The 26,904-nt window shown below is 34.1% G+C and carries 27 protein-coding genes; 3 read left to right on the forward strand and 24 right to left on the reverse strand.

Features of this window, described 5'->3' with window-relative positions; genetic code table 11:
- Window positions 1-101: 101 nt before the first annotated feature.
- Together OGZ34_RS10810 and OGZ34_RS10815 are read left to right on the forward strand one after the other, a co-directional pair.
- Window positions 102-755 (forward strand): acetolactate decarboxylase, encoded by a 654-nt coding sequence (locus OGZ34_RS10810; RefSeq protein WP_396193426.1) that lies wholly within the window; start codon window positions 102-104, stop codon window positions 753-755.
- 360 nt (window positions 756-1,115) lie between these two features.
- Window positions 1,116-2,138: an SBBP repeat-containing protein gene (locus tag OGZ34_RS10815; RefSeq protein ID WP_173967371.1), complete on the forward strand. Its 1,023-nt coding sequence runs from the start codon at window positions 1,116-1,118 to the stop codon at window positions 2,136-2,138.
- Window positions 2,139-2,277: 139 nt separating this feature from the next.
- Here the strand turns inward: OGZ34_RS10815 and OGZ34_RS10820 are convergent, their stop codons facing one another.
- From OGZ34_RS10820 to OGZ34_RS10845, 6 genes are all read right to left on the reverse strand, one after another.
- Window positions 2,278-3,594: an ammonium transporter gene (locus tag OGZ34_RS10820; protein WP_173967372.1), complete on the reverse strand. Its 1,317-nt coding sequence runs from the start codon at window positions 3,592-3,594 to the stop codon at window positions 2,278-2,280.
- 337 nt (window positions 3,595-3,931) lie between these two features.
- A complete protein-coding gene (locus tag OGZ34_RS10825; protein ID WP_263363023.1) occupies window positions 3,932-5,239 on the reverse strand; it encodes an amidohydrolase family protein in 1,308 nt (435 codons plus the stop codon).
- 40 nt (window positions 5,240-5,279) lie between these two features.
- A complete protein-coding gene (locus tag OGZ34_RS10830) occupies window positions 5,280-8,276 on the reverse strand; it encodes an amidohydrolase family protein (protein ID WP_263363024.1) in 2,997 nt (998 codons plus the stop codon).
- A gap of 165 nt (window positions 8,277-8,441) precedes the next feature.
- On the reverse strand, window positions 8,442-9,869 hold the full coding sequence (locus OGZ34_RS10835; protein WP_263363025.1) for a S41 family peptidase: 1,428 nt from the start codon (window positions 9,867-9,869) through the stop codon (window positions 8,442-8,444).
- A 209-nt stretch (window positions 9,870-10,078) separates the two neighbouring features.
- Window positions 10,079-11,152, reverse strand: a complete 1,074-nt coding sequence (locus OGZ34_RS10840) for an alanine/ornithine racemase family PLP-dependent enzyme (RefSeq protein WP_173967376.1) — start codon at window positions 11,150-11,152, stop codon at window positions 10,079-10,081.
- Between the two features lie 35 nt (window positions 11,153-11,187).
- Window positions 11,188-11,622, reverse strand: a complete 435-nt coding sequence (locus OGZ34_RS10845; RefSeq protein ID WP_173967377.1) for a GNAT family N-acetyltransferase — start codon at window positions 11,620-11,622, stop codon at window positions 11,188-11,190.
- A gap of 296 nt (window positions 11,623-11,918) precedes the next feature.
- Between OGZ34_RS10845 and OGZ34_RS10850 the strand changes: the two genes are divergently transcribed.
- Window positions 11,919-13,454, forward strand: coding sequence for a YifB family Mg chelatase-like AAA ATPase (locus tag OGZ34_RS10850; protein WP_263363026.1), 1,536 nt, complete (start codon window positions 11,919-11,921; stop codon window positions 13,452-13,454).
- A 71-nt stretch (window positions 13,455-13,525) separates the two neighbouring features.
- Here OGZ34_RS10850 and OGZ34_RS10855 read toward each other — a convergent pair whose 3' ends face one another.
- The 18 genes from OGZ34_RS10855 to OGZ34_RS10940 all read right to left on the reverse strand — a co-directional run bounded on the left by OGZ34_RS10855 (window position 13,526) and on the right by OGZ34_RS10940 (window position 26,689).
- On the reverse strand, window positions 13,526-13,894 hold the full coding sequence (locus tag OGZ34_RS10855; protein ID WP_173967379.1) for a nuclear transport factor 2 family protein: 369 nt from the start codon (window positions 13,892-13,894) through the stop codon (window positions 13,526-13,528).
- Window positions 13,895-13,953: 59 nt separating this feature from the next.
- Complete coding sequence (locus tag OGZ34_RS10860; protein WP_263363027.1) at window positions 13,954-14,640, reverse strand: GNAT family N-acetyltransferase; 687 nt, start codon at window positions 14,638-14,640, stop codon at window positions 13,954-13,956.
- A 43-nt stretch (window positions 14,641-14,683) separates the two neighbouring features.
- Window positions 14,684-15,556 (reverse strand): alpha/beta hydrolase, encoded by an 873-nt coding sequence (locus OGZ34_RS10865; protein ID WP_263363028.1) that lies wholly within the window; start codon window positions 15,554-15,556, stop codon window positions 14,684-14,686.
- A 196-nt stretch (window positions 15,557-15,752) separates the two neighbouring features.
- The gene (locus OGZ34_RS10870) at window positions 15,753-16,982 is read right to left on the reverse strand and encodes a PorT family protein (protein WP_263363029.1); all 1,230 of its coding nucleotides are present in this window, start codon (window positions 16,980-16,982) and stop codon (window positions 15,753-15,755) included.
- Between the two features lie 310 nt (window positions 16,983-17,292).
- Complete coding sequence (locus tag OGZ34_RS10875) at window positions 17,293-17,802, reverse strand: rhodanese-like domain-containing protein (RefSeq protein WP_246253260.1); 510 nt, start codon at window positions 17,800-17,802, stop codon at window positions 17,293-17,295.
- A gap of 183 nt (window positions 17,803-17,985) precedes the next feature.
- On the reverse strand, window positions 17,986-18,384 hold the full coding sequence (locus OGZ34_RS10880) for a YybH family protein (protein ID WP_173967384.1): 399 nt from the start codon (window positions 18,382-18,384) through the stop codon (window positions 17,986-17,988).
- Between the two features lie 38 nt (window positions 18,385-18,422).
- Window positions 18,423-19,610: a hypothetical protein gene (locus OGZ34_RS10885; protein ID WP_263363030.1), complete on the reverse strand. Its 1,188-nt coding sequence runs from the start codon at window positions 19,608-19,610 to the stop codon at window positions 18,423-18,425.
- A 107-nt stretch (window positions 19,611-19,717) separates the two neighbouring features.
- Window positions 19,718-20,185, reverse strand: a complete 468-nt coding sequence (locus tag OGZ34_RS10890; protein WP_263363031.1) for a DUF1572 family protein — start codon at window positions 20,183-20,185, stop codon at window positions 19,718-19,720.
- 27 nt (window positions 20,186-20,212) lie between these two features.
- Window positions 20,213-21,403, reverse strand: a complete 1,191-nt coding sequence (locus tag OGZ34_RS10895) for a hypothetical protein (RefSeq protein ID WP_263363032.1) — start codon at window positions 21,401-21,403, stop codon at window positions 20,213-20,215.
- A gap of 73 nt (window positions 21,404-21,476) precedes the next feature.
- Window positions 21,477-22,034 (reverse strand): hypothetical protein, encoded by a 558-nt coding sequence (locus OGZ34_RS10900; protein WP_263363033.1) that lies wholly within the window; start codon window positions 22,032-22,034, stop codon window positions 21,477-21,479.
- A 63-nt stretch (window positions 22,035-22,097) separates the two neighbouring features.
- Entirely contained in the window at window positions 22,098-22,583 is a 486-nt protein-coding gene (locus tag OGZ34_RS10905; RefSeq protein ID WP_263363034.1) for a hypothetical protein, read from the reverse strand.
- Between the two features lie 164 nt (window positions 22,584-22,747).
- Window positions 22,748-23,110, reverse strand: coding sequence for a hypothetical protein (locus OGZ34_RS10910; RefSeq protein WP_263363035.1), 363 nt, complete (start codon window positions 23,108-23,110; stop codon window positions 22,748-22,750).
- A gap of 65 nt (window positions 23,111-23,175) precedes the next feature.
- Complete coding sequence (locus tag OGZ34_RS10915) at window positions 23,176-23,559, reverse strand: VOC family protein (RefSeq protein WP_017495465.1); 384 nt, start codon at window positions 23,557-23,559, stop codon at window positions 23,176-23,178.
- A 46-nt stretch (window positions 23,560-23,605) separates the two neighbouring features.
- Window positions 23,606-24,082, reverse strand: coding sequence for a DinB family protein (locus OGZ34_RS10920; protein ID WP_263363036.1), 477 nt, complete (start codon window positions 24,080-24,082; stop codon window positions 23,606-23,608).
- 22 nt (window positions 24,083-24,104) lie between these two features.
- Window positions 24,105-24,554, reverse strand: a complete 450-nt coding sequence (locus OGZ34_RS10925; protein ID WP_263363037.1) for a hypothetical protein — start codon at window positions 24,552-24,554, stop codon at window positions 24,105-24,107.
- A gap of 40 nt (window positions 24,555-24,594) precedes the next feature.
- On the reverse strand, window positions 24,595-24,930 hold the full coding sequence (locus OGZ34_RS10930; RefSeq protein WP_263363038.1) for a hypothetical protein: 336 nt from the start codon (window positions 24,928-24,930) through the stop codon (window positions 24,595-24,597).
- Window positions 24,931-25,001: 71 nt separating this feature from the next.
- Window positions 25,002-25,391 carry a helix-turn-helix transcriptional regulator gene (locus tag OGZ34_RS10935; protein ID WP_263363039.1) on the reverse strand — a complete coding sequence of 130 codons (390 nt, stop codon included), beginning with the start codon at window positions 25,389-25,391 and terminating at the stop codon, window positions 25,002-25,004.
- Window positions 25,392-25,618: 227 nt separating this feature from the next.
- Window positions 25,619-26,689: a T9SS type A sorting domain-containing protein gene (locus OGZ34_RS10940; RefSeq protein WP_263363040.1), complete on the reverse strand. Its 1,071-nt coding sequence runs from the start codon at window positions 26,687-26,689 to the stop codon at window positions 25,619-25,621.
- Window positions 26,690-26,904: the final 215 nt, after the last annotated feature.

Consider the following 26,904-nt stretch of genomic DNA (forward strand, 5'->3'; position numbering starts at 1 on the left):
ATAAAAAAAGAAAAATTGTACCAATTATTATTTGTAAAACGGTTTAATTTTGTTGAATAATTAAATGGATTTTTTATGGATAAACAATTATTAATCACGGCATTTTTGGCACTGTTTTTCATTTCAGGCCAAGCAAGCATTTTCAAGATAAAGTTTTTCATTATTCGACAATGGACGCTATGAGAAATAGTGTTTATAAGGGTGATTTTACGATAAAAAGATTAAAAGAAAATGAAAATTTTGGTCTTGGTACTTTTAACGATCTGGACGGAGAACTTATCCTCTTAGACGGGAAGGTATATAGAGTTGCTGCAGATGGAATTGTTCCCGAAGCGTCATCAGATAGACGGATACCTTTCTGTTCTTCTGCCTTCTTTAGAAAGGGTAAAACTATTGAAGTAGAGGGGGAGAAAGCAGTAAATGATCTTCAATTCAGTATTTTACAGTTTTTACCATCTTCTAATCGATTTTATGCTATTAAAATTAAAGCTTCTTTTTATGATTTAACTTTGGGAGGCGTGGAAAAAGTGCTCTGCCAAAATCCTGCGGATATTGCTGTCTTAATGAAAGAAAGACCTATTTATAAAAAGCATAATATTAAAGGAACGATTATCGGTTTTTATAGTCCACCTTATTTGGGAGGAACTGGTCTATCACCGTTTCATTTCCATTTTTTTTCAGATGATAAAAAAAAACGGCAGTCATTTGTTAGATGGCAATTTTTCAAGTGTAAAGATCAGTATAGAGCTGGATGAGAAAAAGGCATGCGAAATAGTGCTACCTAACAGCAGTAACTTAGGTTATCAGCGCAAATGGAAGTCGTCGGAATCCAAATCACAATACTAATTTAAATCACGAAAAACTCTTTCAGGTTGAATATAAAGTTGGCTTATAATCTTGTAGCCCTTTTACAAGGTTGTAATGGACAAACTATGTCTTTTTTTTAGCCAAATAATTGTTTAATATTCAATGAACTCCAATATTAGAATGCTTTTCTAAATATCTATTTGTTTGGAAATTTGAAGTGTTTTTTTTGCAGGCGGATAGTGGTGGGAACGTTAATACTTAACCTGTTGTATCAATAATAATTAACTTAATTTTTAAACAAAAAACTTATGAGAAGAAAAAAACAAATTTCGAAAAACTCTGTATTGCTAGCGGGATTATCATTAACTCTTTTAGCATGTACTGATGATAATTCTAAAAAACAAAAAGTAGATGTTTTGCCTGCAGCATTGCTTGAGAATTATTCTTTTACCTCACAGGCATTTTATCCTGAAGGTATTGATTTTGATAAGAAAAACAACCGTTTTATAATCAGTTCTTTTAATAAAGGAGTGGTTTATTCCTTAAGTCCTGATGGCAAAACGTTTGCGCCATTTATAACGGATGATAATCTGATTGCAGCATTAGGAGTGTATACTGATGAAACTAATGATCGAATCATAGTCGCCAGCGGTGATGCCGGAGCCTCGGAAAAAAGCGGTGCTAATGGTAGTACAGCAGGACAGAAAGCGTATGTAGGGTTTTACAATGCTAAAGCAGGAACACTAATAAAAGGTGTAGACCTTAAACCACTCGTTCTTGCAGGAGGTGTATTCCCTAATGATATCACAATAGATGAAAATGGTAATGTGTATGTTACAGATTCCTTTTCACCTGTTATTTACAAAATAGATAAAAATTACAATGTGGCAATTTTCGTTAATAATAACAGTTTTGCGGCTCCGGCAGGCTCATTTGGGCTTAATGGAATAGTTTATAAAAATGGATATTTGATTGTAGCACAGAGTAGTGCAGGTAAGCTTTTTAAAATTAAACTGTCTGATCAAAGTGTTTCAGAGATAGCAGGTTTAGAGAATGTTTTTAAAGCACCCGACGGCTTAGAATGGAGTGGTGATAATTTAACGGTAATAGAAAACGGTCTTGGAGAAGGAAAGGCATATTTACTTTCGGGTAAAAGCGACTGGACTTCAGCTTCAAAGATAAAAGAAGTTGTTCTTGGTAAAAAAGAGTTTCCAACGACTGCTTACGCTGCGGATAATGGGGTTGTTTATGTGCTTCAGTCTTATCTCGGAAAACTATTAGGCGGGGATAAAACACAAACAGAATATCAGATTAAAGGACTTAAATTTTAAGAGCTATAAAATCAGGAGTGATATGATATTCAAATAATAACTATTGTAAAGATTATATTCTAGCGATATAAGTGTAAAAAAGCTGTCGGAAATTTTTTCCAGACAGCCTTTTTATTAAATAAAATGGGGTAATTATGATTTATAGAAATTCCCCGTGTTGAGAAATATCTAATCCTAATTCTTCTTTTTCTTCGGTAACTCTCAGTGGGGTAATTTTGTTTACGACAAAGAATAAAATATAAGAACCTACAAAAGCAAAGATAGAAACGATTACTAAAGCCGTTAGTTGATTGATGAATAATGTTGGTGTTCCAAAAATCAGCCCCTGATTGTCTCCAACGGCCGGGTTGATTGCTTTAGAAGCGAAAACACCGGTTAACAGCATTCCGACCATACCGCCAACACCATGACAGGCGAAAACGTCTAATGCATCATCGATTTTTCCTTTAGGGAATTTACTTACTACAAGGTTACTTACTATAGCAGAGAATGCTCCGATGAAAATAGCGTGAGAGATGCTTACGAAACCTGCGGCAGGGGTAATGGCAACCAAACCAACAACTGCACCAATACAGGCACCAAGAGCGGATAATTTGTGTCCTAGAATTTTATCAAGGAAAACCCATGCCATGGCAGCAGCTGCGGCAGCTACCGTTGTCGTTCCCAAGGCTTGAACAGCAAGTCCGTTAGCTCCTAATGCAGAACCTGCATTGAAACCAAACCACCCAAACCATAATAAGCCTGTTCCTAATAAAACATAAGTAATTCTGGCGGGATTAACCTTTTGAAGTTTTCTTTTTCCTAAGAATATGGCTCCGGCTAAGGCCGCCCATCCGGCGCTCATGTGAACTACTGTTCCTCCGGCAAAGTCTAATACTCCCATTTTAAAGAATACTCCGTCAGGATGCCATGTCATGTGTGCTAAAGGTGAATATATGAATATAATGAATAAAACCATGAATAATAAATAAGCCCAAAAACGCACACGTTCTGCAAATGCACCAGTGATTAATGCAGGCGTAATAATGGCGAATTTTGCCTGAAATAATGCGAATAACATAAACGGTATTGTTGGTGCAAGGCTCCAGGCAGTGGAAGTACCTACACCCTGAAAGAATAGATTTGAAGTTGGATCACCAATGATTCCGCCAATGGTAGGTCCAAATGCTAATCCGAAAGCCACAATAACCCATAATATAGTAACAATTACCATTGCCATAAAACTTTGCAGCATAGTACTAATAACGTTTTTCTTACCTACCATTCCTCCGTAGAAAAATCCTAATCCCGGTGTCATAAGCAAAACAAAAGCAGTTGCTACGATCATCCAGGCTGTATCTCCTGTATCAAACTTTACAGTTTCTACCGGAATTGGGTTGTCGGTTAGGATGAAGTTAGACAAAAAGGTTAGTACCAAAATCGTGATAAGAATCACACTTAAAATAATTTTTCGCATAGTTATTTAGTTTTAAATTTTTTATAAAAATATAAAATCAATCAAGACCCCTGTAAAAAATAGGGTCAAGTGCTTTATTTTTATTAATTTTTAAAATTATACCTATGTATTTTATGTGTATCTGTATAAAATAATCAAAAATTTACAATTTGGTAATGCGGAATTTCAATTGTGAGACATTTGGCTGGCTGTGGAGAGGAGAAAGAAGGGCAGAATTCCTGTTTTAAGAATGTTTTGATCTAAAAAAATGGTAATTCATTGAAACGTTTTGAATTATAAATAAAAAAGGCATCAGATGAATTTTCAAATGATGCCTTTTGTTTTAAAAAACTATTGCTTATTTCTGATTGAATTTTGCTTTGAATTTATCATTCAGCTTCGTCTGGAAAGTTTCTAAATTAATTTTTCTTCCCTGAATGAAGGCAGTTGTTAATTTATTGGTTCTCATATCCAGTGCATCACCTTCAGAGATAAATAAAGTTGCATCTTTACCAGTTTCCAATGTACCACAAGTGTCATCAATACCTAATAACTTGGCAGTATTTGAAGTGATAAGTTGTAATGCTTTTTCTTTGTCTAAACCAAATGCAGCACAAGTTCCTGCTAAGAATGGCAGGTTACGTACACTCATACGTTCGTGATCGCCACTGTTCTCAAGTCCTACGACAATACCTTTATCGGTAAGTATTTTTGCCAATTTGTAAGGAAGATTTACGTCTTCGTCATCACTAGAAGGCATATCGTGAACGCGTCTTAAGAATACACCAACATTGTATTTTTGCAATACATCGGCTGCTTTATAAGCTTCAAATCCACCTACGATAACTATTTTCCTGATCTGATTGTTAACTGCTAACTGAATTGCATCAACGATTTGTTTTTCTTCATCTGCGTGTACGTAAAGCGTCTGAGTTCCGTCAAAAAGTCCTTTTGTAGCTTCAAAAATGATGTTTCTCTCTTTTGAAGCAGCCTGATTGTAAGCTTTTGCATTGCCCCAAAAAGCAGCAATTTCTTCAACCTGTTTTGGGTAATCTTTGTTGGCTTCAATAATCCCAGGCTCAAACCATGATCCTGATCTTCTAAAATTAGAAGGAAAGTCAAGATGAATTCCGTCATTCTCTTTTATAATAGCATCTTTCCAGCTCCAGGCATCTAACTGTACAACAGAAGATGTTCCTGAAATTCGGCCTCCACGAGGTGTTATCTGAGCGATTAGAATACCGTTTGGACGAACAGTTTCTACTACTTTTGATTCAGAGTTGTAAGCAATGATACTTCTTACATTTGGATTAAAAGTTCCAATTTCTTCCTGATCGTCTGATGATTTTACAGCGTCAATTTCTACCAAACCTAATGTTGTATTAGCAACTATAAATCCCGGGTAAACGTGTTTTCCGCTGGCGTCAATAGTGGTGTCGTATGCATCGGCGGCAAGTCTTACGGTTGTTGCATCGGCCACCAGGGTTATTTTTCCGTCTTTAAATCCAACGGCACTATTTTGAATCACACTACCATTACCTAAATGGGCAGTGGCATTTAATATCAAAACCGATTTGGTTTGTTGGGGTGCCGGTATTTGCTGCGCTTTTATTTGTAATGAGGCGCAAAAGGCCAGCAAAGTGATATATATGTTTTTATTGATCATGTTATCTGTTTTTATCTTTATGAATTTTATAAAGCCGTTATTATTGTTCTAAAGTATCACAGTGATATTCTTTCTTCTCTTTTTTGGTTGGCTGTTGCGTGCTCATACCTTTGTTTTTTTCCTGCAACATTTGTCCAATAAGTAAACTTCTTTCTTTTGAAATAGCCAATTGTTTTTCGGCATCCTTTTCAATATCAAAATATACTACACCCTCAATCATTGTTTTTTCGACTTTAGCATAGATAGACAGTGGGTTTTCGCTCCACAATACAACATCTGCATCTTTACCAACTTTTACGCTTCCTACTTTATCGTCGATATGTAGTAATTTAGCTGGGTTGAGTGTTACAAATTTCCAGGCTTCTTCTTCAGAAATGTTTCCGTATTTCACTGCTTTCGCAGCTTCCTGATTCAATCTTCTTGACATTTCGGCATCATCTGAATTGTAAGCAACAACCAATCCTTCATTGTGCATAATTGGTCCGTTGAACGGAATTGCATCGTTTACTTCAAATTTATAAGCCCACCAGTCAGAGAATGTAGAAGCACCAACACCGTGTTGTTTCATTTTATCAGCAACTTTGTAACCTTCAAGGATGTGCGTAAAAGTGTTTACTTTGAAATTGAATTTCTCTGTAACATTCATCAACATTAAGATCTCAGATTCTACATAAGAGTGGCAAGTAATAAAACGTTCCTTGTTAAGGATCTCAGCTATCGTTTGCATTTCTAGATCAACTCTTGGTGCTTTTCCTTTTTTAGAACCGGCGTTGAATTTTTTCCAGCTTTCATCGTATTCTTTTGCACGTTGAAAATAGTCTGTAAAAACCTGTTCAACTCCCATTCTGGTTTGTGGGAAACGAGTAGGGTTATCAATTCCCCAATTGGCTTGTTTTACATTTTCTCCTAAAGCAAATTTGATAAACTTTGGTTGGTTTTTATATAACATTTCGTCTGGAGAAGATCCCCATTTCCATTTTACAATTGCAGAACGCCCTCCGATTGGGTTTGCAGATCCGTGTAATAATTGTGAAATGGTTACACCTCCGGCTAAGTCTCTGTAGATATTAATGTCTTCAGAGTTTACAACATCCTGAATGGTAACTTCGGCAGTAGAGTTGTGCCCCATTTCGTTTACACCTTTTGAAATCGCGATGTGTGAATGTTCGTCGATAATTCCACTGGTGATGTGTTTTCCTTTTGCATCAATAACTGTAGCTGAAGCATCTGAAAGGTTTTTACCTACAGCAGCAATTTTTCCGTTTTTAATTAAAACGTCAGTTTCTGTTAGGATACCTTCTTTTTCGTTTGTCCAAACTGTAGCATTTTTGAATAATAAAGTTTGAGCAGTTAATTTTTTTGAGTCACCAAAAGCAATATTTGGGTAAGTTGTCGGGATAATCGGATTTAGTTTTTCAGCTTTAGTAGAATCTTTAACGACTACAAACGGGCTTGTTTTTGTAGCAGTCCAAAACAATTCAGTACCATTCGCTAAAACTGCTTTTCCGGATAAGTTTTCAGGTTTTTCGATTAATCCGGTTAAACGTGTAAAATTAGATTTGATTGAATCTGCAGGTTTAATTAAAAGGGTGATCCAGTTTTTAGAAACGGCAAAAGTGCTGCTTACTTTTTTGGTATCTGCAGTTGTAATTTCAGATTTTGGAGCATCAACTGTTCCTTCAATTTTCCATTTATAGGTATCTTTTCCAACAGTTAAGTCGTAGTTACCGCGAATATCTTTTGCGTTAACATCATTAACGACATATTTGGTTCCCTGTACCCAGTTTTCATATAAAACGGTTTTTTCGTCAAAGATTTCACCTGAAGTAATGATGAAATTGGCAAAAGCACCTGTTTTTAAACTTCCTACTTCATTGCTTTTCCCTAGTATAGCAGCAGGAACTGTGGTTAGCGCTTCTAAAGCTTTTGTTTTATCAAAACCATATTTAATAGCTTTTAATAAATTAGTTTTAAAGTCTTCGGTCTTTTTTAATTTGTCTGTGGTTAAAGCAAAAACAACTCCGTTGTCCGAAAGCACTTTTAGGTTTGTAGGTGCCTGATTCCAGAAACGCATGTCAGCCAATTCGATTTGATTGGACAAATATGGGTTAGAAACATCATACGCTTCAGGGAAGCTGATTGGAATGATATATTTTGCATTAGTAGCTTTTATTTCTTCAATTCTTTCAAACTCATTACCACTGCCTTTCAGCACATAGTTCAGCCCAAATTCTTTAGCAATTTTGGCAGCTCTTAAGCTGTTTAGTTTGTCTTCTGTAGCAAAAATTTGAACCAGTTTTTCATTGTCTGCTAATGCTTCCAATGATAAATCTTTAGTTTCTGAATTTCCTTTTTTGTACCAGTCTAAGTCCAGATACATCTGACGTAATAAGGCTGTCATACCCATCAAAGAACTTGGATAAGCCTGATTGGTTAAGGCGCTTCTTGTAAAGGCAAAATGGTTGGTCACCTTATTAGCAATAATTTGTTTGCTATTTTCGGTATTGTTCAGTGCTACCAGAATTCCGGTTCCCTGAGCAACTCCGTCGGCAATATGTGTTCCAACTACTCCAAAACCTGCTTTTAATAATTCTTCAGCTTTAGGCTGATCGTATTTAAAAGTCTCATAAGTATTTACTTCAGGGAGAATGCTTTCGTTCCAGTAGTATCCTACTTTTTTTGTATCGTATAAAGGGCTGCGATCACGTCCGCGTCCAGCAGGGCTTTTAGGTTTTTCAACCCCAAAACTGGTGTAGATATCAATAAATGAAGGATAAATTGTTTTTCCTGCAAGATCAATCGCAATGCTATTTTTAGGAATGGTGATGTTGTTTCCAACAGCAACCACTTTTCCATCTTGAATTAGTAAAGTTCCTTTTTCGATTTTTTGTGTTGGAGTCACATAAATCGTGGCATTGGTAAAAACAGTGTAATTGTTGTTCTTGTTGTGGACACTTTCATTTACAGGAAAGTAATCTTGAGCGTACGTTTTTGTTAAAAAAACACTCAAAAACAGTAGTAGTAGTTTTCTTTTCATGGATAATTAATAAAATTTTCATTAAAAATAGGAAATATTAATATTTAAGCAAGTTTTAATTAAAATTAATTTTTTATATACCACGTTAAGTTCCAAAAACGATTTAGTAATTTTCCTGCTTTTGATGTTTTATATTGTTTTTGAGTGCTATTTTAGTACTGCTTTTTATTTTAAAATCTTCTCATAACGGCTTTTTAAGCCTTCCAGATAAGGGGCTTTGATTTCTGTTGCAATTTCTACTGCTTTTTTTAAGATTGCTATTGCTTGATCTTTTTTTCCGTTTTGTTCCAGAAGATCACCATATTTTAAAAATGCTATCGGAGATTTTGGGTGTAATTCGGTGTTGCTTTTTAAAATGGATTCTGTAATAAATGGTTTTGTCTTAGTGTAATCAGACGATAGCGTTGCAATGTCATCTTCTGAAAATAAATCAGATTCGGTAAGTTTTTTGACAACCGCCAGGATTTGTTGATCGATGTTAGCCGAATCAGCTTCGTTAAGAGGTTTCGTTTGCTGATCGATAGCAGATTGCAGTTCCGTGTACAATTTTTTTGATTCAGCTGAAATTTTGTTTCGATATCCTTCGGCGGCTTTTGCTGCTAATTCTATTGTTTTGTTGTATGCAGAATCCTTAGTTGTTTTATATTCCGGGATTACTCCAATTCCTTCCCAATTTGTTTTGGTGATTGGATTTATCGCTGTTCCGGTTGGAATAAATATTTCTAAGAGGCTGTTCACTTCAAGAATGTCACCTGGATTGGCACCGCCACCAGTTACTTCACCAACTAAGGTTGCTCTTTTTTGAGTTTGCATATTGTAACTGAATTCTTCTGCTCCCGAAAAAGTTCTGGCACCTGTGATAATAAATAATGGAACGTCGGTTCTTTTTTTACCACTCACTTCTATAACCTTAAATTCTTCAGTAAAGTTGCCTTTTCTAAAATATAAGGTGTTTAATAATAATGGTTGTTTAAAGAAATAACTGCACAAGTACTGAACAGTCTTTGGACTTCCACCTCCGTTGGTTCTTAAATCGACAACTATGGCGTCTGTTTTAGATAATAATTCCATATAAGAGTCTATGGTTTGTTCGGTCTCTTCTATGAAATAGTTAAATTTAAGATATCCAATATTGCCGTCAATTATCTTAACTTCTTTAAAACCATTGGCTAATTTTCGATTGTCGGTTAAATTATGTAGATAAACTTCGTACGAATCTTTAGTCGAATTTGCTTTGTCTTTTTCAGGAATAAATTTGGGTTTAATTCTAAGATGCTTGTCATTGTTGATAAACCGAATTTCTTTTGTTAAGGCAACAGCAAAAGAGTCCAGTAAATCATATTTTTTGAATTTATTCTCTTTATATGCCTTTTTTAAGTGATCTCCCATCAGTTTTGCCTTTTCAGGAAAGATGTATTCTTTTTGAATAAGCGAATCTATTTTTAAAATAGTTTCTTTTTTAAATTTCTCGCTTATTTTCTTTTGCTGACCATTTACACTTGATACAATAAGGCAAGACAGAATTAGAAAAAGAAATAGTTTGTTGCTAAAAATAAAAATCTTGTATTGAAAAGGTTTAAAGAGATACTTCATGTTGCTTTTGGATTTTTATATAATAACGCTAATTTAGAGTTTTATGATAAATTGTGATAAAAATATTTTAGCAGTAAGTGTTTTTAAGTAAATACTCAGTATAAAGTCTAGTTTTATTGGGTTTTCTATAATATAGATTATGATTTAGAAGAGAGATCTAACTTCCTGAATTATATTGCCGGGAATTAAAAGACCAAAGTGATCCTTATTTATTCGATATTCTTTTCGATATAATTAGAACTCAACAAATACAAAGCTCCCATATATTGGATATGGAATGAAACCAAGTCCCCGACTTTATATTTTTGTGTTGAACTCGAAATGTCAATTACTAACATATCCGAACTGGCATCTACAATCGTAATTTCTTTGTCTACTGCTTCCAGATACTGTGGTTGCATATCCAGTAATCCAATATCTAGAATAGCTCTTAACGAGGTTCCGCCTAAATCTTCGGTTTCTTGCATGGAGAAAGTATTACCGGCTACATTTTCGCCTAGTTCACCTGTCGGAATGTCTGGTTTCTCCGTTATTTCAATAATCTCAGCAAATAATTTAAAGACATCACTATGCATGTCCTTTATTGTTTCTCCGGTAAACAGATCTTTTCCAAAAAAGAGAGCCTCGCCAATTCTAAAATGATTGACCTCCATTGGGCGGGCATTTTTAAGCAGCAGCGGAATAGCAACAGAGGTGCCGCCAGAGACCCATGGAATGGCAATATTAAATTTGGCTTCAATTAGCTGTTTGTACAAACTTAATTGTATGAGTTTGTCCTGAGTAGGCATGACTCCGCTCAGACAATTTAAGTTTGTGCCAATTCCAAGAATTTCTATGTTAGGTAAACTTAAAATTGTACCATAAAATTCGATAAGATCTTCGCCCATGACACCTTCTCTAAGATCTCCCATTTCAATCATAATGATGATTTTATGGATCGTGTTTTGTTTTTTCGCTTCTTCAGAAAGCATCTTTATGGTGTAAATCTCGGTATTACAACTTACATCGGCGTACTTTACAATATTTGGAATGCTTCTTTTTGCTGGCGGTTTTATATACACCGTCTGGATCGTGGGGTCAAGTGCCTTTATTTTTTTTAAATTACTGACCCGCGAATCGTGTATTTGTTTAACTCCTAATGAAATAATTTCTTTCAGGTACAATTTGTTTCCGCATAAAAGCTTGGACACAACTCCCCATTGAATGTTTTTTGATTCAAAAATTGAGTTTAGGAAATCGTAGTTTTCTTTTAGTTTCTTTCGATATAATTTTAGGAATGCCATTAGGCTTTGTTTTTGTTGAATTAATTATTTTGCGTTTATTTGATTAGACGCATTTCTAGATATTTGTTTGTAAATCCCAGTTTTTCATACAGTGCTTTGGCCGGATTGTCTGGCTCAACATGAAGCGCAATGTTTCCTTCTGCAATAGAAATTGCTTTTTCCATTATTTTTTTTCCGTATCCTTTTCCTCTTTCAGAATGATCCACGGCGATGTAAACCAATATGTTTTCAGGGATATAATCTTTCATTCCGGTATTGTTTAAAACCACGGCACCAATAATTTTTTCATTGTCTAAACCAATTATAATATTTCCGCCTTTGTCCGGATTCATTACATAGGCGATGGCTTTGAGAATATCTTCTATTTTGTCTCCATATTGCTCTAAATGAGTATGTAAAAAATGGGCAATTATTGTTGGTGTGCAGGTGTCGTCGTGTCCGGAAACCGAATTAATTACTTTAAATTCCATTGTTAAAATTTTAGATTATTTATGCTGATAGTGAATTTTCAGCCCTTGTACAGATGCAAAATCAATTGCAGTAAGATTCCGTGAATTAGAAATCGAAATTATCGACCGATATGCGATGATATTTTCGCAAGGTAAGCATAAATACTGGTTTACTTCTAACCGGATGAAGCCTTTTTGTTTTTTCGGAGTTTTTAAAAACGATACTTCTGAATTATTAAAACAATATTTTGTACTATTTTAACTATTAAATATGAAAGTTTTTCATTAGATTTAGAAACATTTAATGAATAGGAATTATGTTAGTAAAAGTTTACGGAAGTGCCGTTTTTGGAGTAGAAGCAACTACAATTACAGTAGAGGTACATATGGATAAAGGAATTGGTTATCACCTAGTTGGGTTGCCTGATAATGCGATAAAGGAAAGCAGTTATCGAATTGCCGCTGCGCTTAAGAACAATGGATTGAATTTTCCGGGTAAAAAAATAACAATTAATATGGCTCCCGCCGACCTGCGAAAAGAAGGTTCTGCTTACGATTTGACTTTGGCAATGGGAATTTTGGTGGCTTCAGATCAGCTAAAAGCGCCTGAGATTGAAAGATACATTATTATGGGAGAACTTTCTTTAGATGGAAGTTTACAACCCATTCGGGGAGCATTGCCTATCGCAATAAAAGCAAAAGAAGAAGGGTATAAAGGTTTTTTTCTACCCATTCAAAATGTGAAAGAAGCTGCTATAGTTACAGGACTGGAGGTTTACGGTGTTGAAAAACTTCAAGATGTTATTGATTTTTTTAATGGGAAAGGAACACTTGAGCCCACGGTTATTGATACCAGAACTGAATTTTATAAAAACTTAGATTTTCCGGAATTTGATTTTTCGGATGTACGCGGGCAGGAAAGCATAAAACGTTGTATGGAAATTGCGGCTGCCGGAGGTCATAATATTATTTTAATTGGTCCGCCCGGAGCGGGGAAAACGATGCTGGCTAAACGTGTTCCGAGTATTTTACCGCCAATGACTTTGCGTGAAGCTCTTGAAACGACAAAAATTCACAGTGTTGCCGGAAAATTAAAAGAGATTGGCTTAATGAATCAGAGACCTTTTAGAAGTCCTCATCATACCATTTCTAATGTTGCCTTGGTTGGAGGAGGAAGTTATCCGCAACCCGGAGAAATTTCGATGGCTCACAATGGTGTTTTGTTTTTAGACGAATTACCGGAGTTCAAGCGCGATGTTCTTGAAGTGATGCGCCAGCCGCTGGAAGATCGGGAAGTTACTATTTCAAGGGCTAAATTTACAGTAACTTACCCTTCCTCGTTTATGCTTGTAGCGAGTATGAATCCGAGTCCGAGTGGTTTTTTTAACGATCCTGTTGCGCCTAATACTTCTTCACCGCACGAAATGCAGCGCTACTTAAGCAAAATATCAGGACCTTTGTTAGACCGGATTGACATTCATATCGAAGTCACACCGGTTCCTTTTGAAAAATTGGCCGATGATCGAAAAGCCGAGAGTAGTGTTGAGATCCGTAAACGGGTCACTGCCGCACGAGAAATTCAAACCAAGCGTTTTGAAACAATGGAAAACGTACATTACAATGCACAAATGAGCAGTAAACTCATTCGGGAGTTTTGTGCTCTCGATGATCAGTCAAAAGAGTTGCTTAAGACGGCCATGGAACGATTGAATCTGTCTGCCCGAGCCTATGATAGAATTTTGAAAGTAGCCCGAACGATAGCCGATTTAGAGGCGGCACCTCATGTAATATCACAGCATATTGCCGAAGCGATTCAGTACCGAAGTTTGGATCGTGATGGCTGGCTGGGATAGAATTTTAGATTGGAAATGCTCAAAAAGAAGGGAATAATAAGAGGAACTATTTCTGAATTTTACAGTTTAACTTATTCAAATTTTAAACTTGTATTTTTTGACATCAGGTACGAAGTAAGTTTTCGTATTTTTCCTTTTTCCATCTCAAAAACATCACAGAAAACGGCATCCAGTTTATTGCCGTTTTTCATGTTTCCCTGAACGGCACCTTCGGCAATAACGATATCATTTTCTTCAATCAGTTTTGTAATTTGAATGGTGGGACTGCCTGTAAAATTGTCGTTTTCAATTTCTTTATCAAAAGCCTCTTTACCAACATGCTGATAAATTCCGGGCATTTCCCAAATGACATCATCAGTAAGACAATCTAAAATACGTTTGTGGTCGCTTACTCTAAAAGCGTCCATATATTCGGTTACAGTTTGTTTATTTGGTGTCATGTCTTAAGGATTATGATGTTAAAAACGATTTTTAGACTAGTATTTAGAGCAATATAAAATTACTGTTTTTTGGAAACATTCCAAAAGCTGATTTTTCTTCTTGTCATAAAACCTAGTTTTTCATATAAGCCAATAGCGCCAATATTACTTTCGACAACATGTAAAAAAGGAATTTTGTTTTCGTCTAAAATTCTATTTGCGACATGTGTAATCAATTGTTTAGCGTAACCTTTTCCTGTGTGATCGGGATGTGTGATAATGGCACTGACTTCTGTAAAATCATTCATTTTCATGCGTTCGCCTGTGACTGCGATCAATTGGTTTCCTTTAAAAATTCCGTAATAATTTCCTAATAAAGGAGTTTTGGTTTTAAAATATCCCGGCTGAACTAAATTAACCAGGTGTAGTAATTCGGCATTATGATTTTCGGTAAGTTTGGCGATTTTAGTATCGCCTGTAAGTTGCATTTTGTCGTGAACAACCATTTGCAGACAAACCAGTTCTTTAGTTATTTCTAAAGAATCTGGGATTTCAGGTTTTTCACCCACTATAAAAAAAGAATCCGTTAAAGCAGCATATTGTTTTCCGGCTTTTAAAGTGCTTTCAGGATTTGCAAAACCTCCAAACGGACAATACTCCGGATCGTAAAATTTAGCACCATCATAATCAAGGGCAAATGCGGAATGATTTTCGGATAAGGAATACCAAACCGGATTGTCTAATTTATTTGGGTCTTTATTTTCCATTAGTTTAAAAAAATATTTTTTTGGGTCGTGCTATATTTGGTTTTTATTCTTTCTCTTTTATAGGATAGAAAAAACGAAACGAATTAGAAGCTGCCGGATGCAAAATAGTAGCATGATTTTCCTGTGGGAGATAGTCAAAATAGACTTTTATGTTTTTGCTTTTTGATGCTTTAATTTTCTCAGCCAGTAAATTGGCATCTACTTCCATTACTCTTGGAATTTCAGTTGGTGTAAGTCCTTCTTTTCCGACCGCAATATAAATATCTGTCTGCGGACTGAAATTTTCCTGAAAAATGGCGCTATCGAGATTTAGTATGGAACCATTATTCCACCAAATACTTGGACTTACAATAACATATTTATTAAAAAGTGTCGGTTTTGTTAGTAGAATTTCAGTTCCTATTAATCCTCCCAATGATTGTCCCATAAGGGTTTTAGAAGCATTGGTCTTGTATTTTTTTTCGATGAATGGCTGTAATTCTTTTTCGATAAAAGCAATGAATTTATCAGAATGACCTGAAGTTGAAAACCTTTTTTGATCTTTTTCGATAGTTGTCGGGAATGTAAAGTCTCTTCTTCTGTCGACAGTCGCAATTCCCACAACAATTGATTTGGGAACCTGATTGATCCATTCAAAACTATTAAACTGTACCAGGCCGGCGATATGAATAAAATCTTCATCAGCTGACCCGTCTAATAAATAAATCACCGGATATTTTGTCGCATCTTCAGCTTTGTAACCGTCCGGAAGATAGATATTCAGGATTCTTTTTTCTCCTAATTCCTTCGATTGAATCTCATCGATAACACCTAATACAAATGGTTTTCCGGTTTCTGTTGGTTTTGTTTTATTGGTTTGAGAAAAGATAAAAGTTGTAGAGAGGAATAAAAGGGCAAGGATAAAAAATTTGTTCATTATTGTAGTATTTAGTAGCATTAGGGTTAAATGTTATGGAGTGAAGCAGGAAAATTATATAGAACAAAAATACAAATTTATGGCATTCTAAAATATTAATTAGGAAGGAGAACACTCGTAAAAAGCGACTATAAAAAAATCCCTTTGATCATTTGATGAAAGGGATTTATAAAGTATTTAATACTATTGAAATGTTTTAGAAAAAAGAATAGCCTATGATCAAAGATGTTGTTGCGAGTGAGGAGTTCCATGAAAGATAGTCTTTTAGGATACTTTTACTGGTTTGGTATCTGAATTCTATACTGTATTTGTCACGGAATTTTCCACCAATTCCCAATGCTCCACTATTACCGGATTTAATATCCAAAGTGCTAATTTTCGATCCGTCTTTTCGTGTAAATTCTATTTTTGAGTCTAAACCAAAATCAAACAATAATGAAGCATTTACAAAGATTTTAAAATCATTTTTAAGAAAAAAGTAATGCCTGATCCCTATAGGCAGCTCTATTGATTTATAATCTACTTTTGCGGTTACTTCGGAACCTACCAAATTCGAGGTTTGTTTGGATTTTTCTCCACTATAGTACTGATAAGTTGGTTCTACGATGATAGCCCATTTATTTTTATTAAAGGGTAAAATAAATTCTGCTTCAATACCCAGACTAGGATTTGTTTTTGAATCAAATTTAAAATCATAGAAATCAATTGGCGGGTTGCTTATTGATAATGCACTATTGTTTAATCGTGGTCTAACGGTTAAATTGAACAAATCCTTTTTTTCTTTTGTTTCAAAATCGACAAAATGAGTATCACTACACTTGTTATACTTAATGAAAAATTTGAACAGCTGATTGTACGTGTAATCCAGATTTTCGTATTCTCTTTGAAGAATGTTTTCGCATTTTAGGTCGATAAAAAGCTGTTCTCTGAAGTAATTGTTTTTTGCGATTGAAGAATTTTCATTTACCAGATAAGTTTTGTAAATAAGTTGTTTTATTTCTGAATTATCTATTTTATAAAAGAAACGGCCTGAGTTTCCTTCCCCATAGGAGTAAAATGATGCTTTTCCTTCAATATGTACTTTTAAGAAGAGAGTTTCTTCTTTTAAATCCGGATTTTTATCCGTACTCATGTTTTCTATTTGTCTTGAGGAGCGGTCTATTTTTACTAAAGTTTTGATGTATTTGCTTTGTCCTGTGATTGCAAATTCTTTTACAATTTTTAGGTCTGCAATAAGAATGTCTTTGTTTTCAGGTAATTGATATCTAAAATTGGTCGGAGTACTTTTCCAATCCAGGTTTTCAATTAGGCAATTTATCTTTTGATTGTTTTGATTGATGAAGTAACCGTTTTCAAAAGCGACTTGAGAATAGCTGTTTAAGGTTAGTATAAAGGCTAATACAAGAAATAAAATTTGTTTTTTCATTAAAATTGGGCTGTTATTTATTATTGGTTTTGAGTAGAATTAAATTTTTTAAATGGTAGTTAGGAATCTTTTTTTAGATAAATCCTGACTAAGAATTTGTGATTTATTTTTGGCAGCAAATGTAAGGTATGAAACTGGTATTGTAGTACGTGAAACCGTAAAACCCTTGATTGTTCCTAAAAAAATAACATAGGAATTGCTTTCAGATTGTAGATCTGGGCGTTAAAATAAGTGAAGTAGAATTTTGAAGGAATTTTTTATAGGTAAAGTAAATGGCCTCAAAAAAGAGTTTTAGTATGGAGCAAAATTGTTACTTTACTTCGGTTCCTTCAAATTTTATTCGGGTGTCGTTTACATGAACCAATTCGTCGAGTTCGTAGATGTTTTTATAGCCGTAGCCATAAAGGTTAATATGTGTAGGAATGTTCAGCGCTAACATGACAGGTTTTCTATTGCCTAAAATCTGAGACTCAGGGGCACTTTTAGGAATAGCCATTTTTGAAGCAAAATCTATTGGGTCACCATTAAAATTGTTGTTGCAGTAAATCAATATTCGGGTGTTAGGATCAGGAATTAATTGATGAAGATTTTCTTGTGTAAAGTCGGTAAAATCAAGGTGAATAGCCCCTTTTAAATGTTTTCGGTTATAACGAAAGTCAGAACGCGTGTCCAGAATAATGGTATTGTCTTCCTGACTCATTTTAAGAAAAAGGTCAAGACTCACCAAATGATTTGCTCTTGCCTTTTCGACTTCGGTAACAAGATTTTTAAAATCGTCGTAATCAACTAATGCTTTTGGATAAGATTGCTGCTTTGTCATAACGGTAGAAGTTTTGGCTGTCTGCGATTGAGTAACACAGCCTGTGAAACAAAATGATACTAAAAATAGAATTGTTACTTTTTTCATTTGATATCAAATTTATAGTTTAGTAAAAGTACTACTAGAGGCGAACAATATTATATCGACAATTTTTTGGGCGTCACATCCTAAATAATGGAAAAATCAGATTTCAAGAATTTCTGCTGCAAAAGGATTGTCGACCAGCCATAACCAAATTCCGTTGTCGTTGCGTTGCATCAAACAACTTGTTGCACCGCTCATTTCAATAGGATCTCCATCGGGTGTTTTGGCTTTCATTGACCATTTATCAATCCAAACTGCCTGATCGCCCACAATTGTTGCTTTGTGTTTGCTACCTTTTATTTCAGGTTTCCAGTTGCAGAGGTGTAGCATAGCTTTTTCGATATTTTCTAAACCTTTAATTTCAGATCCGTCTCTGTCAATATATACAGCTTCTTTATCAAAGCAACTTAAAGCTCCATGTAGATCTCCATTCAAAATACAGCTGCGAAAATACTTTACGGCGCCTTCAGGAGTGGTTCGATCGAATTTTTCTATCATTGTTTTTTTACTTAGCTTTATTTCTGACTGTTACCAATTTATCTTCTGAATTTATTCCTAACGATAATATCTTTCAATCTGGCTTTTAGATCTTCTCCTGTATCAAACACCATTTGTTCGTTGTTTGGGAATGGGACCACGCGTTTGTTGAAATAGCTGATGTAACTATCTTCACAGGCATTTCTGTCTCCTTTATAGGTAGAGTAAATATTCTCAAAAATAAATTCGCTGCTTACAGGAAAGGACTGAAGTAACTGGTTTGTTCTTGAATCAACATAATCGACTTTTGCCGTAACCTGGCAAGATTTAAATTGTCTGAACTCGTATACATTTGCACGAAGCATTCTGTAATTGTCTACTTTTATTTCTTTGCCCAGACTGTCTTTAACGGGTCTTCCTCTGCTGTCCAGAAGCGTTTTTACACCGTCTTTGATCTGTCTTTCTTTGATGAATTCTTTTTCTTTGATTTGCTCAGGCGAAATATTAATCTGCACGAAGTTTACAATCAAACTATAATCGTAAACGATTCCTTTTTGTCTTAGGCTGTGATAAACAGTCCATTTATCATTTAGTCCGTAGGTTTTAATATCCAGCAAATCATCCTGAAGCTGTTTCGGAATGACCATATTGGTTTCATTTGTAGCATAAACATCTACAAAATCGGTTCCTTTAAACTGTGCATCGTCCATCAGTTTTTTGGTGTTTTTGTAGTTTGGACTAATACTTTCCAAATAGAAAAAATCATCGTAGGCTTTTCTAAAATCCAGTTTGTTATTTGATTTTAAAAGTGCAGAAGCATTTTCATACAAATACCTCGACAATGCAATTTTGCTGCTTATGATCTGATTCGTATAGTTATCAAACTGGAATGTGGCGCTTCTTCCTTGTTTCAACAGTTGCAGAGGCAATAATGGTCTAATTTTCTCCTGACGATTGTTCAACTGCATGTAGGTATTGTAAGTGCGTTCGGCATTTATCGGATTTGCTTCTTTTATTATTAGCTCCAAATTACGCAAGTCTCTGTCTTTGGCTTTTGCGAAAGCCTCTTCCAGCAAATACACGTAATCTTGTTTTCCTTTAGAATCTTTTTTAGTTCGTAAAGCTTCGACTGCACGGTCTATAGCTCCATCGTAATTTCCATCGCTGAGCATGGACTGAGTAGTTTTTACACCACAGGATGACAGTGCTAAAAATAATATTGAAAATAGAAGCGTAATTTTTTGCATGATATTTTTTAATTGAAGGTGTAAATATATCTTTTTTAACTTTCAACAACTATGCCTTTTTTAAAATTATTTCAACAGGTAAATAAGGGAGGAAGCCATGTTTAATATTATTCTGTTAGCAGTTTTTTGATCAAAACAATTTGTCCCAGATGATAATAACTGTGCTCAATCATGGCTTCGATATTTCTTTTGTAGGTTCCGTATTTTTCGTCGACAAAGACCTGATCCAGTTTTTCGTTGGGCATTTCTTCTACAAAAGAGACAAATTCCTCAGCAGAATTCCAGAATTTAGTTAGAAAAGCCTGCCATTCTCCCTGCGAATGAATAGGAGCGAAGTCAAAGCTGAATTTGTCTTTTATATCCAGTGATCCCCCTTTAAAAACATTATTTATTCCACTAATATAATAGTGAACATGCTGTGCCAAAAGTGAGATAGTATTAATGTTTTTGACAGGAGTTACAGCAATTTTCCAATCCAGATTTTGCAGCTGGCCTTTATAATTGGTGTTGGCAATCCAAGTTCCGTTTAAAATGACTTCTCTAAAACGATTGGTAATTTCTGCTGTACTTTTCATATTCAAAGTAGTTTGTATGTTATCGTTTTAGTTATTATACTCAATAGTTCTTATTTTTAAATCGCTCAGCTCTCTATTTAATGATGTCTTTCTTTCAATCCAGTTGTTGTACTTATCGTATTTATATTCATAAGTGTAAATAGATGTATGAAAAGGTTTGCCATCAGTAAACATTTGAGTTTTTTGCGAAATAAGATCACCAAAATTATTGTATGTGCTTTGTACTCTTTTATCTGCCAGCCCATTATTATCGATTTCGGCTTCATCCTCAATTTGATTTCGAGTATTATATTTAAAGACAATAGATCTTTTTGGGATATCTTTATTGTAGACTTTAATTGTTGCTATTTTATCATTTTTGTAAAATTTTCTTTCAATATAATCGTCAGCCTCTCGTCTGTAAATAAGATTCCCTTCGGCATCATATTCTTTTGTGCTTTTCTCGGTGGCATTTTTTTCTACATAATTTAATAGAAAATTATAATCTAAATTTTCTACAAGCAGATTTTCTGCCCGAGCATAACTATAATTAAAAATGTTTTTTTCTTCATTATTAATTTTTTGAATAGAATAGATTTCAATGCTATTTATGCCTTTATTATACTTTATTTCTAGTATATTTTTGTCTTTATATAAATAGTCAACATTTACTCGTGGTTTACCTGCAGCTTGTTCCAGATTTTCTATCTTAAGAAGTCGATTATCTTGAAAAACAAAGTTTGTGACTTGTATGCCATTGTTATATTTTGTGTAATTATTATTTTTTCTATTTTTCTCTGAGTAATTGGTTATAATTTTTAAAAGTTTGCCTTTTTCAATTTGATGTTGAAAACCATGTCCTAAATCCTGATTGTTTTCAAATTCTATAGAACCTACAAGAGTATCATTCATGAATGTTTTTGCTGAGTATAAAGAATCTTCTGTTACGCCGGCGAAACTTACATATTTATTAACTTTTCCTTTAGAAAAATACATTTTCATATGAGACGAATTTGTCTTGTTGAATTTTTTATAATAGTAATGTAATGTATTTTGAAGAATTGTGTTGACATTATCTTTGTTTTTGAGACTTTCAGTTTGTTCTTCAATAAGCATTATATAATCATTAGTCAATCGTCTTAATACGTCATCGTAAATAGGATACTCAGGAAATTTTACTTTCTGCGCTATAATGGGCATTGTAAAAAGAATTAAGAGAAAAATTAGGGTTTTCTTCATTTTGACTTGGAGGTTTTTGTTTATAGTGATCTTGATTTAAAATTGGTTATTGTTTTTAAATAGCATTGTCGTTCTATTCCTGCTGAATCCATTCGTATTTTCCATCTTTAAGGTAAATAATCCCGCCTCCGCAGCTTTCTTCGGCATGAATAAAGATTCCGTCATTTGGCAGTTTTATTTTGTCTTCTTCTTTTATTTCTGCGTCGCCCAAGATTTCTCCCTGATCGTTTACATTGTTCCAGACAACCTCCCCCTTTGGAGCTTTTTCGAATATTCCGGCCCAGTCGATTTCTTCAAAACCCTGATTGAGAATAGTATTTCCCATTCCGAAATAATCCGTTCGGTTTCCATCTCCGAAAACGATTCGCAAACCGCTTTTATTGCTTTTTGTACTTCGTACAATTTCAACCGTTTCATTTTTTCCGTCCCCATCCAGATCACATACGATTTTATTTGTTTTGTGTTGGGCCGAAATCACAATAGTATCGGAGCTATTTTGAGTTTCTTTTTTGTCAGTTACTACCAAAGAGTCTTTTGGAGTAATTCTAGGAGTTTCTGTTTTTGTTTCTTTTTTGCAAGAAATAGCAAGTACCGATAAAAGGAGTAGAGTTGTAATTCTCATATTTGGCATAGATGAAATTTTAAAGGACTGATGTAAAAAAAAAATATGTACGAAAACTTTTGGTTTAACTGATTACTGAAGATTTTGTTTATTCGCGATATCGTTCTTATTATGTTCAATTTTGAGAACCCAGAAAGCAAATTTTGAATATTCGATTTCTATAGTGTCGTTAACATTTATAAGACCATAATTTCTTTTGGTAACCTCATATTTTGGAATATCTTTCGAATCAAATATAATAATGTAGCTGCTGTTTCTTCTTTGAGTATAGTATTTATCAATCACTTTAAAAGTGTCTACAATTTTAATTTTTGCTTTAAGATCCTTTTGGGTTACTCTTAATCTTTTTAAGGCATAGGCAAAGACGATTAGGACTATGGTATCAAAAACGAGAATGAAGATATTCAATATCGTGAAATAAGAGTCTGAATCGCATAAACCCCAAGACCAAAGGATAATAAAGAAAAGAAATACAAATAAGAAGATTTTCGTTTTCTCTACTTTTCTTTTTATGGTTTTGATGTCTTGATCTGTTATTGGGGCTTCGATTTGATTCATTTTGGAGAGGCTGGGTTTGTTTTTAGAGATCTAATAAATTGCATCCAGCTTTAGTTGGAGATACAGTATTGATATAAAAAAGGTTTTAAAGAAAAAGCGATTAGGCTAAAGCTCTTTTGTGACTTTTTATTTACCTCCAGGTAAAGCCGGAGGAGGTATAAGAATTACTGTTTTCTTATCTTAATTTGATATACAATTTCCCAAAAGAGGATTGATAGAATAGCATTGGTGAATATGGCGGTTTTAACTAAATAAGGATCGTATTTGGTCAGTAAATGTAAGTTGGCGAACTGTACGGCTAAAAATAGAGACAAAGCGGCAATTGCAACAGAGCAGATCACATTCAGTACAGGTTTCCACTTTAAACCTAAGAAAGAATAAATAATGTTCAAAATAGCAAAACCACAACCCAAAGTAATATAGGGATCTGTTCCTAATTTCTCCCCCAACTGTAGTAAAAGAGAAGTTGAGGTAAGATATAAAAAGAAAAGGATTGCATAAAAGAGGATTCGTGTTTGAATTTTCATTTTGATATTTTTTAAATAAAACGGAAAAGAGGTTTTATAGGTTTAGATTTGTTCTCAATTTTAAATTATTCCTTTTGGCTCATGTGTAATGCGATTCTGTTTCCCTCACAGTCTTTAAATTCAGCTACCCAGCCAAATTCGCCGTTTGAAGTTATGGGAAATAAAATCTCGGCACCATTTTTTACGGCCAGATTTATAGTTTCTTCAATATCTTCAGTATTCAAATAAACAAGAGTTCCATCTATCGTAGGCTTGTAAATTTCTCCTTGGGCTAAAGCTCCCGAAATACCATTGTTGCCTTCGATAAGCGGAAAGAATGCCATTTCATTATCATGAATGCGATCACGTTCAAATTCAAAACCAAAAACCGCTGAATAGAATTGTATGGCTCTTTCTATATTGGTTACCGGAATTTCAAAATAAACAACAGGATTTGATTTTGTTTTCATTTTGTTTGAGGCTATTTTTTTATTGTAAGCGAAGTTAGAGAAAATTCTAGTTCAATTGACTGGATTTTATTTTTTCAATTTGTCGTTTGTGCCGAAGAATATGTACAATGGCATGTTCTGTAAGTTGTTCGATGTCGTACAATTGTCCCCAGCCTGTTTTTATTTTTAGTGAATCGTCAAATTGTTCTAATTCATCGTCTTTAATTTCTCTGAAAACACTTTCAGTAAAAAGAATAACATTCGTTAAATCTTTCAGATATTCGGCAATGGTGACATGAAAAATTTTGTCAGGTCGCTGCATATTGTGCCCTTTCAGATTATGAATACTGATCGCATAACTATAACCGGAGCTGACAACGTGCGAAAGAATAGCTTGTATGGATTTGCAATCTTCGTTTGTTGTTTTTTCGTCTATGATGTTGGCCAAAACATTATCCGGAATACTTGTAATAACGTTTTTAAGATCTAAAATTGCCTGTTCGTAGATGTCAAGCAATGCCCCAACTGCTCCTGGTCTGTTCATTTTTGTATTTGTTAGTTCTTTCTTATTGTAAAATCGCCTCGATCTTCGTTACTGATTTTTCTTTGAGGACACTGTTAGAATGAAAGTTCCAGATAATCAGAAATTTTCCTTTCGCAAGATATTCTTCCGGACGCTCATCAGTTGGCTGACCGTCTTTTCCCCAAAGTAATCCTTGCAGAAATCGATCGCCCTTAAAAGTGTGTTCAAATTCAAAATACATTACAGATCCTCGATCCGTTTTACTTTTAAAATTTTGAATGGCTTTACTTTTTAAAGTTCCAACAATGCTAGCGTAGGTTTCAATATCATTATAAAAAGTACAGGCTTGTGGAGTAATACAAATATTACCATCGTTTAAAGTATAACCTTTGGGGATTTCTTTTGGTTTTAGTTTTAGATCAGCTAGAGTCTGACTGAATAAAGTAGTAGTAAGTAATAAAAATAATACCGACAGGGGAATCGTAATTTTCATGGTTTTATGCTGTTAGGTTTGTTGAGCGAAAATAGTTTTTTTACTTTTTTCTTACTTTAACTTCTTTCTCTTTTTCGTCATAATATAAAAGATCTTTATTTTTTTCAAACCAAGATCTCCACTTTTTTATAGTTTTATCAGGCGGAAATACAGGCATATCAAATACTTCTTCCATTTTGTAGGTAATGCCGGTGATGTCTATTAGAAACTTTCGGGCTTCGTAAACTTTGTTCAGGCTTATAGATTCATTTTCATTGTTTGCTAATCGTTCAAATGATTCGAGGTTGTCTAGAAAAATTGCCTGGGCATTTTGTGCATTTACTTTGTTTGTAAAGGAAAGTAAAATCAGAAATAAAATAATGGTTAGTTTTTTCATAGGTTAGTTTATAAAAAAAGCACAAAATAAAATGATATTTGTGCTTTTGTAAAATTAATATTTGTGCGGAATTATTTTCCTTTTAGTAATTTTTCTAAATATTCATTTTTTTCTTTTTCAGCCTGAACCAAACGTTCGTAAAGTTCTACTACTTTATCAAGAGGATTGAAATTACAGGAATTATTAGTTATAAAGCTACCAGTAACAGATTCGTGAAAAGTATTGAAATAATTGATAACATTCTCTTCCGAAAAATTCTCAATAGCTTCAACGGTAACGCCAAGTACTTTTGGAATTTCTGCAAGTTTTGCGGCTTCAATCGTTTCACTCGCTTCTAAATTAGAAACAGATTGCTGACTTACGCCAATCGCAATCGCCAGTGCTTCCTGCTTCATACCTTTAAGCTCTCTTATTCGGCTGATGTTTCTGCCAATGTGTTTTGATTTTGTTGTTGTGCTCATATTTCAAAGGTATTTAAAATTCTTTTATAAAGATTGTTGTAGGTAAAAAACATGTTTTTTGTTGAAAGACTATTTTTGTTTAGATTTTGCGCGTAACAAATGTATGTATATTCTTATGTTTAAATTTTGTTTTTCTAAAGTTTTATCATTGATATTATTAGTTTAGAGTTAGTGCATAAAAAAAGTCTCTGAAAACAGAGACTTTAAATTTAGAATATAAAATTAAATTATTCCTTTATAATTTTTAATGTTTTTATATCGCCATCAACTGTAATTTTAGCGATATAAACACCAGCTAGCATTTGTGACATGTCAATTTCGTCACTATTAGAATTTAAATTTTTATTTATTATTTCCTGCCCAAGTAGATTAAATATTTTTACGTTATCAATTTTATCTTTATAATTTAAATTTAAAATATTCTTTACAGGATTTGGATAAACATTCAAATCTGATAAATCGAAAGTAGGTGTACTTAAGTTTTTATTTGGTGTCCATGAAAATTTATTTCCACTTGTAGGTTTTTTAACTTGTTGGTTTGTAGAGCAATAACTGCTATTGTCTTCTCCAGCTACGGTGTAGTTCCAATCGTTAACAAGAAAAGTACTTCTAATGTTGAAATCACTACTTTCAGTACCGCCTAATCCAACTTGAGCAGACGAACCGCTGTAAGTAAATCGCATTGTACCATACACTATATCAACTACATTTGAGGTTTCATTTAATATAATTTGAAAATCAAAATTAGAATCGCTAGTATGTGAATAATATTTATAATTATTCCATTGTACAACTAAAGAACGATTAGGTGCAGTTCCGATTGTAGCGATTCTTAAGTTTGAAGAGAGAGAAGGAATCGTTTGATGAAGTACACCACTTAAGTCAGCATGAAATCCGGCAATTCTATTTCTTAAATATGCTGGAGTTGAAACATAAGTTGAGGATAAAACTGAGTATAAATGGGTAGCTGAAGTTGTCTGCATGCTCACAGAAGGGGTTAAGGAACTTTGTCCTAAAGAAATCCATCCATTAGTACTAACGCCAACTCGATCAAAAACAATTCCATTATAGGTAAAATTAAATCCTATTGGGAATCCTGGTCCCGTTTCTGTAGCGCCACCGGAAAGATTCGCCGGATTTACAAATTTTTGATCTTCATTTCTAGTGACACCTAAAGTTATTCCTGTTGTAATACTTTTGTATTCACTAGCACTTTGAGAAAATGTGTAAGCACTAACCTGTGCATTAATTTCAAAAAAGGAAAAGGTTAATAAAAAATAAAAAGTAATTTTTTTCATGTATAGAATGTTTGATTGATTTTTTATAAAAGTATATTATTTTGTATATATAGTTAAAATAATTTGGACTATTTTTCTGGTTTATTTTTTGAATTACAATTTTCTTGCTAGTCTATTTTGTGTGGATTTACAAAACTTGTTTTCACGAACGGGACACCCGTAATATTAATGGAGGAAAAAATAGTAATATAAATGAATTTTGTGTGGGCTTCGAC

The sequence above is a fragment of the Flavobacterium collinsii genome (assembly GCF_946903285.1).
In the GTDB taxonomy this organism is placed as follows: domain Bacteria; phylum Bacteroidota; class Bacteroidia; order Flavobacteriales; family Flavobacteriaceae; genus Flavobacterium; species Flavobacterium collinsii.

Bases quoted from the DNA above. Each gene is read 5' to 3' on its own strand.
- OGZ34_RS10865 (WP_263363028.1), bottom strand. From the start codon at position 15,556: ATGAACAAATTTTTTATCCTTGCCCTTTTATTCCTCTCTACAACTTTT.
- OGZ34_RS10895 (WP_263363032.1), bottom strand. From the start codon at position 21,403: ATGAAGAAAACCCTAATTTTTCTCTTAATTCTTTTTACAATGCCCATT.
- OGZ34_RS10860 (WP_263363027.1), bottom strand. From the start codon at position 14,640: ATGGAAAATAAAGACCCAAATAAATTAGACAATCCGGTTTGGTATTCC.
- OGZ34_RS10920 (WP_263363036.1), bottom strand. From the start codon at position 24,082: ATGAACAGACCAGGAGCAGTTGGGGCATTGCTTGACATCTACGAACAG.
- OGZ34_RS10825 (WP_263363023.1), bottom strand. From the start codon at position 5,239: ATGATCAATAAAAACATATATATCACTTTGCTGGCCTTTTGCGCCTCA.
- OGZ34_RS10875 (WP_246253260.1), bottom strand. From the start codon at position 17,802: ATGACAAAGCAGCAATCTTATCCAAAAGCATTAGTTGATTACGACGAT.
- OGZ34_RS10910 (WP_263363035.1), bottom strand. From the start codon at position 23,110: ATGAAAATTCAAACACGAATCCTCTTTTATGCAATCCTTTTCTTTTTA.
- OGZ34_RS10850 (WP_263363026.1), top strand. From the start codon at position 11,919: ATGTTAGTAAAAGTTTACGGAAGTGCCGTTTTTGGAGTAGAAGCAACT.
- OGZ34_RS10880 (WP_173967384.1), bottom strand. From the start codon at position 18,384: ATGATAGAAAAATTCGATCGAACCACTCCTGAAGGCGCCGTAAAGTAT.
- OGZ34_RS10885 (WP_263363030.1), bottom strand. From the start codon at position 19,610: ATGCAAAAAATTACGCTTCTATTTTCAATATTATTTTTAGCACTGTCA.
- OGZ34_RS10905 (WP_263363034.1), bottom strand. From the start codon at position 22,583: ATGAATCAAATCGAAGCCCCAATAACAGATCAAGACATCAAAACCATA.
- OGZ34_RS10835 (WP_263363025.1), bottom strand. From the start codon at position 9,869: ATGAAGTATCTCTTTAAACCTTTTCAATACAAGATTTTTATTTTTAGC.
- OGZ34_RS10855 (WP_173967379.1), bottom strand. From the start codon at position 13,894: ATGACACCAAATAAACAAACTGTAACCGAATATATGGACGCTTTTAGA.
- OGZ34_RS10890 (WP_263363031.1), bottom strand. From the start codon at position 20,185: ATGAAAAGTACAGCAGAAATTACCAATCGTTTTAGAGAAGTCATTTTA.
- OGZ34_RS10830 (WP_263363024.1), bottom strand. From the start codon at position 8,276: ATGAAAAGAAAACTACTACTACTGTTTTTGAGTGTTTTTTTAACAAAA.
- OGZ34_RS10925 (WP_263363037.1), bottom strand. From the start codon at position 24,554: ATGAAAATTACGATTCCCCTGTCGGTATTATTTTTATTACTTACTACT.
- OGZ34_RS10845 (WP_173967377.1), bottom strand. From the start codon at position 11,622: ATGGAATTTAAAGTAATTAATTCGGTTTCCGGACACGACGACACCTGC.
- OGZ34_RS10840 (WP_173967376.1), bottom strand. From the start codon at position 11,152: ATGGCATTCCTAAAATTATATCGAAAGAAACTAAAAGAAAACTACGAT.
- OGZ34_RS10915 (WP_017495465.1), bottom strand. From the start codon at position 23,559: ATGAAAACAAAATCAAATCCTGTTGTTTATTTTGAAATTCCGGTAACC.
- OGZ34_RS10820 (WP_173967372.1), bottom strand. From the start codon at position 3,594: ATGCGAAAAATTATTTTAAGTGTGATTCTTATCACGATTTTGGTACTA.
- OGZ34_RS10935 (WP_263363039.1), bottom strand. From the start codon at position 25,391: ATGAGCACAACAACAAAATCAAAACACATTGGCAGAAACATCAGCCGA.
- OGZ34_RS10930 (WP_263363038.1), bottom strand. From the start codon at position 24,930: ATGAAAAAACTAACCATTATTTTATTTCTGATTTTACTTTCCTTTACA.
- OGZ34_RS10940 (WP_263363040.1), bottom strand. From the start codon at position 26,689: ATGAAAAAAATTACTTTTTATTTTTTATTAACCTTTTCCTTTTTTGAA.
- OGZ34_RS10870 (WP_263363029.1), bottom strand. From the start codon at position 16,982: ATGAAAAAACAAATTTTATTTCTTGTATTAGCCTTTATACTAACCTTA.
- OGZ34_RS10815 (WP_173967371.1), top strand. From the start codon at position 1,116: ATGAGAAGAAAAAAACAAATTTCGAAAAACTCTGTATTGCTAGCGGGA.
- OGZ34_RS10900 (WP_263363033.1), bottom strand. From the start codon at position 22,034: ATGCCAAATATGAGAATTACAACTCTACTCCTTTTATCGGTACTTGCT.